The 11,612-nt window shown below is 73.3% G+C and carries 13 protein-coding genes; 11 read left to right on the top strand and 2 right to left on the bottom strand.

Features of this window, described 5'->3' with window-relative positions:
• Positions 1–8: 8 nt before the first annotated feature.
• Genes pyrF through DEJ35_RS09610 form a run of 5 tightly spaced genes read left to right on the top strand, consistent with a single transcriptional unit; the run spans position 9 to position 5,312 of the window.
• On the top strand, positions 9–893 hold the full coding sequence (pyrF, locus tag DEJ35_RS09630) for an orotidine-5'-phosphate decarboxylase (protein ID WP_258378461.1): 885 nt from the start codon (positions 9–11) through the stop codon (positions 891–893).
• The gene (gene gmk, locus DEJ35_RS09625) at positions 890–1,813 is read left to right on the top strand and encodes a guanylate kinase (RefSeq protein ID WP_258369790.1); all 924 of its coding nucleotides are present in this window, start codon (positions 890–892) and stop codon (positions 1,811–1,813) included. Before pyrF ends, gmk begins: the two co-directional genes overlap by 4 nt.
• Positions 1,814–1,840: 27 nt before the next feature.
• The gene (gene rpoZ, locus DEJ35_RS09620; RefSeq protein ID WP_017887186.1) at positions 1,841–2,104 is read left to right on the top strand and encodes a DNA-directed RNA polymerase subunit omega; all 264 of its coding nucleotides are present in this window, start codon (positions 1,841–1,843) and stop codon (positions 2,102–2,104) included.
• Between the two features lie 5 nt (positions 2,105–2,109).
• On the top strand, positions 2,110–3,321 hold the full coding sequence (gene metK / locus DEJ35_RS09615; protein WP_110858970.1) for a methionine adenosyltransferase: 1,212 nt from the start codon (positions 2,110–2,112) through the stop codon (positions 3,319–3,321).
• An 8-nt stretch (positions 3,322–3,329) separates the two neighbouring features.
• Entirely contained in the window at positions 3,330–5,312 is a 1,983-nt protein-coding gene (locus DEJ35_RS09610; protein WP_111192637.1) for a primosomal protein N', read from the top strand.
• A 120-nt stretch (positions 5,313–5,432) separates the two neighbouring features.
• Here DEJ35_RS09610 and DEJ35_RS09605 read toward each other — a convergent pair whose 3' ends face one another.
• Together DEJ35_RS09605 and DEJ35_RS09600 are read right to left on the bottom strand one after the other, a co-directional pair.
• Positions 5,433–5,888: a DUF4383 domain-containing protein gene (locus DEJ35_RS09605; protein WP_110858968.1), complete on the bottom strand. Its 456-nt coding sequence runs from the start codon at positions 5,886–5,888 to the stop codon at positions 5,433–5,435.
• A gap of 14 nt (positions 5,889–5,902) precedes the next feature.
• Positions 5,903–6,232: a hypothetical protein gene (locus tag DEJ35_RS09600; protein ID WP_110858967.1), complete on the bottom strand. Its 330-nt coding sequence runs from the start codon at positions 6,230–6,232 to the stop codon at positions 5,903–5,905.
• A gap of 133 nt (positions 6,233–6,365) precedes the next feature.
• Here DEJ35_RS09600 and fmt point away from each other — a divergent pair, with 133 nt between their 5' ends.
• From fmt to hisF, 6 genes are all read left to right on the top strand, one after another.
• Entirely contained in the window at positions 6,366–7,301 is a 936-nt protein-coding gene (gene fmt, locus DEJ35_RS09595; protein ID WP_111192636.1) for a methionyl-tRNA formyltransferase, read from the top strand.
• Positions 7,302–7,360: 59 nt separating this feature from the next.
• Positions 7,361–8,866 carry an RsmB/NOP family class I SAM-dependent RNA methyltransferase gene (locus DEJ35_RS09590; protein ID WP_111192656.1) on the top strand — a complete coding sequence of 502 codons (1,506 nt, stop codon included), beginning with the start codon at positions 7,361–7,363 and terminating at the stop codon, positions 8,864–8,866.
• A gap of 35 nt (positions 8,867–8,901) precedes the next feature.
• Complete coding sequence (rpe, locus tag DEJ35_RS09585) at positions 8,902–9,561, top strand: ribulose-phosphate 3-epimerase (RefSeq protein WP_111192635.1); 660 nt, start codon at positions 8,902–8,904, stop codon at positions 9,559–9,561.
• A 101-nt stretch (positions 9,562–9,662) separates the two neighbouring features.
• The gene (locus DEJ35_RS09580; RefSeq protein ID WP_027465728.1) at positions 9,663–9,926 is read left to right on the top strand and encodes a phosphoribosyl-ATP diphosphatase; all 264 of its coding nucleotides are present in this window, start codon (positions 9,663–9,665) and stop codon (positions 9,924–9,926) included.
• A 58-nt stretch (positions 9,927–9,984) separates the two neighbouring features.
• Complete coding sequence (hisG, locus tag DEJ35_RS09575; RefSeq protein WP_027465727.1) at positions 9,985–10,824, top strand: ATP phosphoribosyltransferase; 840 nt, start codon at positions 9,985–9,987, stop codon at positions 10,822–10,824.
• Entirely contained in the window at positions 10,821–11,591 is a 771-nt protein-coding gene (gene hisF, locus DEJ35_RS09570; protein WP_110858963.1) for an imidazole glycerol phosphate synthase subunit HisF, read from the top strand. Before hisG ends, hisF begins: the two co-directional genes overlap by 4 nt.
• Positions 11,592–11,612: the final 21 nt, after the last annotated feature.

The raw sequence follows: 11,612 nt of genomic DNA, 5'->3' as shown, positions 1-11,612 counted from the left end.
CTGCCAGCGTGGGCACGACCCGGTCGGGAGGCCCGGCCTCCTTCGGCGTCCGCCTCGCGTCCGCCTTGGGGGAGCGTTCACCGCTCTGCGTCGGGATCGACCCCCACGCCGCCACCCTGGCGGCGTGGGGGCTCGCCCGCGACGAGCAGGGCCTCACCGCCTTCGGAGCGATCCTGGTCGACGCGGCCGCCGGCCGCGCGGCGATCGTGAAGCCGCAGGTGGCCTTCTTCGAGGCGGCGGGGGTGGCGGGCTACCGTGCGCTCGACGCGACGATCCGCCGGGCACGGGATGCGGGCCTCCTGGTCGTCGCCGACGTGAAGCGGGGCGACATCGGGACCACCGGTGACGACTACGCGCTCGCGTGGCTCGACCGCGACGGGCCGTTCGCGGCCGACGCGATGACGGTGTCGCCGTACCTCGGGTACGGCTCGCTCCGGGGCACGGTCGACGTCGCGCGCCGGAACGGTGCGGGGGTCTTCGTGCTCGCGGCGACGAGCAACCCCGAGGCCCGGTTGCTGCAGACCGCGGTCGTCGCGGAGGGGCCGCGTACCGGCCGGACGGTCGCGGCCGGTATCGTCTTGGACGTGGCAGACGACAACCGGTCCGTGGGCGATCAGGCCCTCGGCGACGTCGGGCTCGTGCTCGGCGCGACCCTTCACCTCGACGACTTCGGCATCGACGCGGACGCGATCGGCTCCGCGCCGGTCCTCGCCCCGGGCTTCGGTGCCCAGGGTGCCCGCATCGAGGACCTCCGTGCGCTGTACGGCGCCCGTGCCGAGCAGGTGCTCGTGAGTGAGTCGCGCGGCCTGCTGACCGACGGTCCGGACGGCGTCGCGGCGCTCGTCACCGACCGCGCCGACCGCATCCGCACCGCACTGGCGGCGGCAGCGTGACCGACGACCACGAGGGCCTGCCCGCCCACCGCACCCCGCCAGAGGTCGACCGCGTCGCCGCGGCGAAGGCCGCCGTCGCCGCGCGACGCGCCCGGGCCGCGGTGAAGGCCGCGATCGCGTCGGGGGAACGCTCCGCGCTCGACGTCGCCCGTGCCGCGTGGGACGACTCGCTGGTCGAGACGACTTCGGCGGAACGCTCGCTGCGGGTCCGTGACCTGCTGGTGAGCCTGCCGGGCATCGGCCCCGCGCGTGCGGAGGCGATCATGGGGTCCCTGCGGATCGCGCCGTCGAAGCGCCTCGGTGGCCTGGGGACCCGGCAGCGCGCCGCCCTGGCCGACTGGCTCGCCGCCCGCGGTCGCAAGCGTGGTGCCTCGAAGCTCGTCGTGCTCGCCGGACCCACCGCGGTCGGCAAGGGCACGGTCAGCGCCCACATCCGCGAGCAGTACCCGGACGTCAACCTCAGCGTCTCCGCCACCACCCGGAAGCCGCGCCCCGGCGAGGTCGACGGCGTGCACTACTACTTCGTGGACGACGACGAGTTCGACCGCATGATCCGCGACCGCGAGCTGCTCGAGTGGGCGACCGTCCACAACTCGTACCGCTACGGCACCCCGCGCCCGCCGATCGACCGCGCGCTCGACGCCGGCGAGAAGGTCATGCTCGAGATCGACCTGCAGGGCGCCCGGCAGGTCCGCGACGCCATGCCCGAGGCGGTGCTCGTGTTCCTGCTGCCCCCGACGTGGGAGGAACTGGTGCGCCGGCTCATCGGCCGCGGTACCGAATCCGCGGAGGAACAGGCGCGTCGCCTCGAGACCGCGAAGGTCGAGCTGGCTGCCCAGGACGAGTTCGACGTGCGGATCGTGAACTCCGATGTCGGCACCGCGGCACGTGAGGTCGTAGACTTGTTCTCTGCGCCCTGACGGGTGCACTGACTTCGAGGAGACACCATGGCCAACCCCCAGGGCATCATCGACCCGCCCATCGACGACCTGCTCAGCAAGGTCGAGTCGAAGTACGCGCTCGTCATCTTCGCGTCCAAGCGCGCCCGCCAGATCAACGACTACTACGCCGACCTGCACGAGGGCTCGCTCTTCGACAACGTCGGACCGCTCGTCGACTCGACGATCGACGACAAGCCGCTGTCCGTCGCGCTCCACGAGATCAACGAGGACAAGCTCACCGTCACCAAGCAGCAGCAGCCCACCGACTGATCCCGGTGACTGCAGCTGCTCTCCGCCTCTTCACGTCCGAGTCGGTGACCGAGGGGCACCCCGACAAGATCTGCGACCAGATCTCGGACAGCATCCTCGACGCACTGCTGACGGTCGACCCGAACGCGCGCGTCGCCGTCGAGACGATGGTGACCACCGGGCTCGTGCACGTCGCCGGCGAGGTCACGACCTCCGGTTACGTCGAGATCCCCAAGCTCGTCCGTGACGTCATCACCGGCATCGGCTACAACTCGTCGGACGTCTCGTTCGACGGCGCCACGTGCGGTGTCGAGGTCTCGATCGGTGCGCAGTCGCCGGACATCGCGCAGGGTGTCGACGAGTCGCTCGACTCCCGCACCGGTGCGGTCGACCCGCTCGACCGCCAGGGTGCCGGCGACCAGGGCATCATGTTCGGCTTCGCGACGAACGAGACCCCCGAGTACATGCCGGTCGCGATCTGGCTGGCCCACCGCCTGGCCGAGCGCCTGGCCGCGGTCCGCAAGTCGGGCGAGCTGTCGTTCCTCCGCCCCGACGGCAAGACCCAGGTCACCATCGGGTACGACGGCGTCGTGCCGAAGACCGTCGAGACCGTCGTGCTCTCCACGCAGCACTCGCCGAGCGTCACGCTCGACGAGCTCACCGCGGCGATCACCGAGCACGTGATCCGTCCGGTCCTCGACCTGGTCGACCTCGACTCGTCGCACGTCGACGTCATCGTGAACCCGACCGGTCGCTTCGAGATCGGCGGCCCCCAGGGCGACGCCGGGCTCACCGGCCGCAAGGTGATCGTCGACACCTACGGCGGGGCCTCCCGTCACGGTGGCGGCGCGTTCAGCGGCAAGGACCCGTCGAAGGTCGACCGTTCGGCGGCGTACGCGCTGCGCTGGGTCGCCAAGAACGCGGTCGCCGCGGGGCTCGCCGACCGGCTCGAGGTGCAGGTCGCGTACGCGATCGGCCGTGCGAAGCCCGTCGGGCTCTACGTCGAGACCTTCGGCACCGGACACGTCGACGACGCCACGATCGAGGCCGCCATCCGCCAGGTGTTCGACCTGCGTCCGGCCGCGATCATCCGCGACCTCGACCTGCTCCGGCCGATCTACGCGCAGACCGCGACCTACGGCCACTTCGGCCGCGAGCTCCCCGGGTTCACGTGGGAGCAGCTCGACCGTGTCGAGGAACTCCGCGCCGCCGCAGGACTCGTCGCCGCGACCGTCTGAAGCACCGCGTGACCACCGTCGCGCGCGTCGTCCTCGACTCGCCGCTCCCGCAGTTGGACCGTCTGTTCGACTACCGGGTGCCGGCCGAGCTCGAGGACGACTGCGTCGCGGGGGTCCGCGTCAAGGTGCCGCTGCGCACCGGGGCCCGGATGTCCGACGGCTACGTGGTCGAGATCGTCACCGAAGGTGAGTACCCGGGGGAGCTCAGCCAGATCGAGGCCGTCCTGTCCCCGGTGCCCGTCCTGGCGCCGGAGATCTGGACCCTCGCGCGCGCCGTCGCCGACCGGGCCGCGGGTGTCGCCTCCGACGTCCTGCGCCTCGCCGTGCCCCCGCGGCAGGTGCGCGCCGAGAAGGCCTGGCTCGCCCGGGACACCGCGTGGTCGCCCCCGCCGGTGAGCGCCCCGCCCGTCACCGGCTACGCCGACGGCGTCCTGGAGGCCGTGGTGACGGAGCACGGACGCGCCGCGGTCGCCGCCGTGCCCCAGCCCGTGGCGGTGGGCGACGCGGGCGAGCCGGTCTGGGTCCCGGGCTGGGCCGCGACGCTCGCCCAGGCGGCCGCGCACACGGTGGCGGCCGAGCAGTCCGCGGTGATCGCCGTGCCGGACTTCCGCGACGTCATCGACCTCGAGCGTGCTCTGCTCGCCGTGCTGCCACCGGAGCGGGTGGTGCGGTTCGACGCCAAGCAGACGAACGGGCAGCGCGCCAAGGCCCTGCTGCAGGCCCGCACGCACCCGGTGGTCGCGATCGGCAACCGCACGGCCATGTACGCGCCGGCGACCGAGCTCGGGCTGATCGCCATGTGGGACGACGGCGACGCCTCGTTCATCGAGCAGCGGGCGCCCTACGTGCACACGCGCGACGTCGCCCTGGTGCGGGCCGCCCAGTCCGGTGCCGCCCTGCTGTTCGTCTCGCACGCGCGCAGCACCGACGTGCAGCGACTGGTCGAGCTGCACTGGCTGCAGGACGTCGTGCCCCACCGCGTGAAGACCCCGAAGGTCATCCCCACCGTCCAGCAGACCGGGGCCGAGGGGTTCGCCGCGCAGGCGCGCATCCCGAGTTCCGCCTGGCGTGCCGCGCGCGAGGCCAGCCAGCACGGTGCCGTCCTGGTGCAGGTCGCGAGCCCGGGCTTCGGCACCGGGCTGGTCTGCGCCGAATGCGGCGAACGCGCGCACTGCCGCGTCTGCGGCGGGCCGCTCGGCAGCCCGCACCGTGGCGCCACGCCGCAGTGCCGGTTCTGCGGCGCGCTGGCCGTCGGGTTCCGCTGCCCGACGTGCGGCAACGGCACCGTCAAGCCGGTCGGCCAGGGGGCGCAACGGACGGCCGACGAACTCGGGCGGGCGTTCCCCGGTACCCGGATCGTCGTCGCCGACGGCTCACGCCCGCTCGACGAGGTCCCCGCCCGGCCCTCCGTCGTCGTCGCCACCCGTGGGGCCGAGCCGTCGGTGCCGGGGGGCTACGCCTGCGTGCTGCTGCTGGACGGTGAGAAGATGCTCGCCCGCGAGGGGCTGCGCGTGCAGGAGGACGTCCTGCGCTTCTGGACGAACGCGGCGGCGAAGTCGGCCCCCGGTGCCGAGGTGTACCTGGTCGGGATCGGCGGTCGGCTGGCCTCGGCGATGGCCCTGTGGCGACTCGACGGGCCCGCGCACGACGAGCTGACCGACCGCCGCGAACTGCACTTCCCGCCGGCGGTCCGGGTCGCGACGATGACCGGCACCGACGAAGCCGTCACCGCTGCGGTCGAAGCGCTCGGCGACGCCGTCGTCGGTCCGGTGCTCGGTCCGGTCCCGGTCGAGGACGACGCCCTGCCGGGCACGGTCCGGGCGATCGTGCGGTTCCCGTACGCGCACGGGGCCGAGGTCGCCGCGACGCTCAAGGCCGAGGTGATCCGGCGCTCGTCGACCAGGCGGGTGCTCAAGGGCGGCAACCGCCGACGCGCCGCTCCGACGCTGCGGGTGCGGTTGGACGACGCCGAACCGTTCTCCGAGGTCTGACCCGGCCGGGCCCGCGTGGGCCCGGCCGCGTGTGCCCCGACGCAGAACGACACCGCCGACGGACGTCGGCGGTGTCGTTCGGGGTCTGCCGCCGAGTGGCGACGGGCTGGTGCGGGTCGGTCAGGCGTTGGCGGGCCGGCGACGCTCGCGGGGCAGCACGACGCCGAGGGCGACCATGCCGATGGCGAGGACGAGGTGCAGCCAGTTGTCGGCGTTGTTCAGCGGGACGAAGTTCGCACCCGAGCTGTGACCGGCGGTGAAGAGGCCGTAGATCCACAGCACGAAGTAGACGATCCCGCCGATCACCAGGTACATCCGCGAGCCGGAGGCACGGTTGGCGGCGATCAGTCCGACGACGCCGAACAGCAGGTGCACGATGTTGTGCAGCACGGACACCTGGAAGATGCCGAGCAGCATGCCCATCGACTCGTGTCCGGCCCCGGCCAGGTCGCCGGTCGTGATGCCGGGGATGAACCCGGCGATCCCGACGAGCAGGAACACGATGCCGACCACGAGGGCGGCCTTCTGGACGGACGAACCGGCGTAGCGGTTGGTGGCGGTGGTGACGTCGCTCATGGTGTCTCCTGATCTCAGCGCGGTTGCGCGGGGTTGGTGGGCACGCCGTGGGACGGCGGGTTGATCGTCGGACCGGCGGTGGCCGGCGTGACGTCCGCGGGTGCCGAGGCCCCCGCAGACGTCTCGGGGAGGTGCTCCGGCACGGAACCGGTCGGCTCCGCACCGCCGTCCAGGGCCTCGATCCGGTGACGGATCCGCTCCAGCACCGGCAACCGTGCGCCGTGGGCGTTCTCGTGGTCGAGCAGCACCTCGAGCTGCTCGCGGTCGAGGGCCGTCAGGTGCTCCGTCAGGTTGCCGAGCGGGACGTGGTCGAAGTCCGGGATGGGCAGGTCTCGGTCGGTCATGGTGCTCCTTCCGTCGATGCAGCCACAACGTACGCAGCCCACGCTCTGCTGGTGCACAGGCAGTGCCGAGCACCGCGTGCCCCGGACAGGCGTCGGGGTCGGGTGGGCCCGTCGGCGTGGGAGGATCGAACCCATGCGTCTCGTCGTCGCCGGCAGCCCCGCTGCGGCCGTCCCCACCCTCCGCCGTCTGGCGGCGTCCGACCACGAGATCGTCGCGGTGCTCACGCGGCCGGCCACCCCGCAGGGCCGCAAGCGTGTCCTCACCCCGACCCCGGTGGCCGTCGTCGCCGCCGAGCTCGGACTGCCCGTCATCGAGGCCTCGCGCGTCGACGACGCCGTCACCGCCCGGATCGCGGACCTCGACGTCGACCTCGGCGTCATCGTCGCGTACGGCGCCCTGCTCCGCCGCCCGGCCCTCCACGCCCCGCGGCACGGGTGGATCAACCTGCACTTCTCCGACCTGCCGGCGTACCGCGGTGCGGCTCCCGTGCAGCGTGCGGTGATGGCCGGCGACACCCGGACCGCCGCGACGGTCTTCCAGCTGGTCGAGGCGCTCGACGCCGGCCCCGTCCACGCCGCGCGGCCCTTCGAGATCGACCCCGAGGCGACCTCGGGCGAGGTCCTCGCCGCGATGGCCGAGGTCGGCGCCGACGTCGTGGCGGACGTCGTGGATGCCATCGCCGCCGGCACCGCCGTCGCGACCGAGCAGTCCGGCGAGCCCACGGTCGCCCCGAAGCTCACGATCGACGACGGCCGCATCGACTTCGCCGTGCCCGCCACCGTCGTGCACGCGCGGCTGCGCGGGGTCACGCCCGAGCCCGGCGCGTACGCCCACCTGGGCGAGACCCGCGTGAAGCTGCTCCGCAGCACACTCCAGCCGGGAGGCACGCAGGACCCCGCCCCGTCGCTCGCGCCGGGTGCGCTCGCACTCCACGGCGGTCGGCTGCTGGTCGGGACCGCCGACACCCCGCTCGTGCTGCTCGAGGTGCAGCCGGCGGGCAAGAAGGCGATGGACGCCGCCGCCTGGGCCCGTGGCCTCGGCGAACTGGACGGGAAGGTCCTCGCATGAGCCCCCAGACGAAGCCCCAGGGCGCCCGCCGCGGCCCGCGTCCGGCCAGTGCCCGCCGCGTGGCGTTCGACGTGCTCCGCGCCGTGCAGGTCGACGACGCCTACGCGAACCTGCTGCTGCCGACGCGCATCCGCCGCGCCGGTCTCACCGCTCGCGACGCCGGGTTCGCGACCGAGCTCACGTACGGCTCGATCCGGATGCTCGGCCGCTACGACGTGATCATCGCGCTGGCCTCCGGTCGCCGGGCCGAGAACATCGAGGCGGACGTCCTCGACGTGATGCGCCTCGGTGCGCACCAGCTGCTCGCCATGCGCACGCCGACGCACGCGGCCGTCGACGCCACGGTCGAGCTCGCCCGCGAGGTCGGCGCCCGCCGCGCCACCGGGTTCGTGAACGCCGTGATGCGCAAGATCGCCGCCCGCACCGATCAGGAGTGGGACGCCCTGATCACCGAGGGCCGCGCCGGGGACGCCCTGCTCGCCACCCGCTGGTCGCACCCGGTCTGGGTCGTCTCGGCGCTCCGCGACGCCCTGGCCGCCGAACGCTCGCGCGACGAGCTCGCCGCCCTGCTCGCCGCCGACAACGCAGCACCCCGGGTGCAGCTCGCGGCCCTGCCCGGACTCGCCACCGACGAGGACATCGCCACCGCGACCGCCCGCACCACGCCGGACGACGACACCGACGCCGCGTTCGCCGACGCGACCGGTGCGGACGACGTGCCCGCGGCCCTGGTGCCCGCGGACGACGAACCGGAGGCCGACGGCGTGACCGGCACCGTGCCTCCCGTCCGGGCCGACGAGCCCGTCGTGCAGGCGGATGCCGCGCCGGTGTCGCCCGTCGGCATCCGCGGCATCAGCGGCGACCCGGCGCGCGTGCCGGGCGTCGCCGCCGGACGCCTGCGCGTGCAGGACGAGGGGTCGCAGCTCGCCGCGCTGGCGCTGAGCCGCTCGTCGGACGTGCGTGCGGGGGAGCGGTGGCTCGACATGTGCGCCGGGCCCGGCGGCAAGGCCGCGCTGCTCGCCGCCGAGGCGCAGCAGGGCGGGGCGACCCTGGTCGCCAACGAGCTCGTGCCCGCCCGCGCCGGACTCGTGCGGAACGCCCTCGGCGTGTTCGGTGACCACGTGCGGGTCGTCGAGGGCGACGCCCGTCGGTACGGACGCGACGGCACCGGGATGACCTTCGACCGCATCCTGCTCGACGCTCCGTGCACCGGGCTCGGAGCGCTGCGTCGCCGGCCGGAGGCACGCTGGCGGAAGCTCCCCGAGGACGTCGAGGAGCTCGCTGGCCTGCAGACCGAACTGCTCGACGCCGCCGTGCGGGTGCTCGCACCGGGCGGGACCCTGGCGTACGTGACGTGCTCGCCGCACCTGGCCGAGACCCGCGGGCAGGTCGACGCCCTGATGGGGCGGCACGGTGACCGGCTCGAGCAGCTCGACACCGCCACGATCGTCCGGGGCGTCGCCGCACGGGACCCCGAGATCGCGGACGGTGCGACCGCGCAGCTGTGGCCGCACCGCGTCGGGACGGACGCGATGTTCATCGCGCTGTTCCGTCGCGTCGACTGAGGCCCCAGCCCACGGCGCGCCGGTAGGCTTGCCCGGTGACGATCCGCATCTCGCCGAGCATCCTGTCCGCCGACTTCGCGAACCTCGAGCGCGAACTCCAGCGCATCGAGACCGCCGACCTGGTGCACGTCGACGTGATGGACAACCACTTCGTCCCGAACCTGACGCTCGGGCTGCCGATCGTGCAGCGGCTGCAGCAGGTGTCGCCGGTGCCGCTCGACGTGCACCTGATGATCACCGACGCCGATCGCAACGCGCCGAAGTACGCCGAGACCGGTGCGTCGAGCGTCACGTTCCACTTCGAGGCAGCCGACGACCCGGTGGCCACCGCCGCCGCGATCCGGTCGAACGGTGCCCGCGCGGCCGTCGCCGTGAAGCCTGGCACCCCGATCACGCAGGTACTGCACCACCTCGACGCCTACGACATGATCCTGCTGATGACGGTCGAGCCCGGGTTCGGCGGACAGTCCTTCATGCCGTCCGTGATGCCGAAGCTCGCCGACGCCCGCGCCGCCGTCGACGCCTCGGGGCTCGACGTCTGGCTCGAGGTGGACGGCGGGATCGCGGTCGACACCGTGCCCGAGGCCGTCCGGAGCGGTGCCGACACCCTGGTGGCGGGCTCCGCGGTCTACGGCGGCGAACCCGCCGCGCGCATCGCCGACCTGCGTGACGCTGCCGCTCGGGCGCGCTCGTGACCGGGGGAGCGCCGGACGGCACCGGCGTCACCGGGGCGACCACTGCCTCCCGTCCGGACGGTGCGTCGGGAGCGTCGGCGGAGACCGGTAGCCTGGACCCCGTGAAGACGTTCGACGACCTGTTCCAGGAGCTCACCGAGAAGGCGCGCACGCGCCCCGAGGGCTCCGGCACCGTCGCCGAACTGGACGCCGGCGTGCACCAGATCGGCAAGAAGATCGTGGAAGAAGCCGCCGAGGTCTGGATGGCGGCCGAGTACGAGGGCGACGAGCGCACCTCGGAGGAGATCTCGCAGCTGATCTACCACCTCCAGGTCCTCATGGTCGCCAAGGGGCTCACCCCGGCGGACGTCTGGCGACATCTGTAGGAAGCGCCGCCCGGCGCACCGACGACCGCCGACGACCCCACAGAAAGCAGACCCACTGATGCTCCGCATCGCCGTGCCCAACAAGGGCTCCCTGTCCGAGACCGCGTCCGACATGCTGCGGGAGGCCGGGTACGCCGGCCGCCGCGACCCGAAGGCGCTGCACCTGCTCGACGAGCGCAACGGCGTCGAGTTCTTCTTCCTCCGCCCGCGGGACATCGCCACGTACGTGGGGTCCGGCGCGCTCGACGTCGGCATCACCGGCCGCGACCTGCTGCTCGACTCCGGGTCCGAGGCGCACGAGGTCGACGCGCTCGGCTTCGCCGACTCCACCTTCCGGTTCGCCGGCACCCCGGGTCGGTTCGCCTCGCTGCAGGACCTCGACGGCGTGCGCGTGGCCACGAGCTACCCCGGCCTGGTCGGTGCGTTCCTCGCCGAGCACGGGGTCAGCTCCACGCTCGTGAAGCTCGACGGCGCGGTCGAGAGCGCCGTGCGGCTCGGGGTCGCCGACGCCGTGGCCGACGTCGTGTCGACGGGCAGCACGCTCCGGCAGGCGGGGCTCGAGATCTTCGGCCCGGTGATCCTCGAGTCGACCGCGGTGCTCGTCTCCACCGACGAGACCATCCCCGGCATCGACGTGCTGCGCCGGCGTCTGCAGGGCGTGCTCGTCGCCCGTGGCTACGTGATGCTCGACTACGACGTCCCCACGGCCCTGCTCGAGCAGGCGACCGCGGTGGCGTCCGGCATCGAGTCGCCCACCGTGTCGCCGCTGCACGACCGCGACTGGGCCGCGGTCCGCGTGATGATCCCGCGCGACGACGCGAACCTCATCATGGACGCGCTCTACGACCTCGGCGCCCGGGCGATCCTCGTCAGCCCGATCCACGCCGCACGCCTGTGACCGCCGGTGGCGTGTCGGTGCGGGTCATCCCGTGCCTCGACGTCAAGGGCGGTCGCGTCGTCAAGGGCGTCAACTTCCTGGACCTCCAGGACGCCGGTGACCCCGTCGAGCTCGCGGCTCGCTACTACGAGCAAGGTGCCGACGAGCTGACCTTCCTGGACGTCGGCGCCACGGTCGAGAACCGCGCGACGATGTACGACACCGTGACCCGGACGGCCGAGCAGGTCTTCATCCCGCTCACCGTCGGCGGTGGGGTGCGCAGTGTCGACGACGTCTCGCGGCTGCAGCAGTGCGGCGCGGACAAGATCGGCGTGAACAGCGCAGCCATCGCACGGCACGAGCTCATCGGCGAGATCGCCGACCGGTTCGGCGCCCAGGCAGTCGTGCTGTCGCTCGACGTCAAGCGGTCCGACCGGATGCCCTCGGGCTTCGTGGTGACCACCCACGGCGGGCGGACCGAGTCCGACCTCGACGCCATCGCGTGGGCACGCGAGGCCGTCGAGCGCGGCGCGGGGGAACTGCTGGTCAACTCCATCGACGCCGACGGCACGAAGAACGGGTTCGACCTCGAACTCGTGACCGCGGTGCGCGCCGTCTCGTCCGTCCCGGTGATCGCCTCGGGAGGCGCGGGTCGCGTCGAGCACTTCGCCCCGGCCGTCGACGCGGGTGCGGATGCAGTCCTCGCCGCCAGCGTCTTCCACCGTGGCGAGATGACCGTGGGGGACGTCAAGGCCGCGCTCCGCGCGACCGGCCACGCCGTCCGCTGATCCGCCGCCGTAGGCTAGGAG

It is taken from the genome of Curtobacterium sp. MCPF17_051, assembly GCF_003234595.1.
Lineage (GTDB): Bacteria > Actinomycetota > Actinomycetes > Actinomycetales > Microbacteriaceae > Curtobacterium > Curtobacterium flaccumfaciens.
The sequence above is the reverse complement of the archived record's forward strand: the minus strand, read 5'-3'. Positions and strand labels throughout refer to the sequence as shown.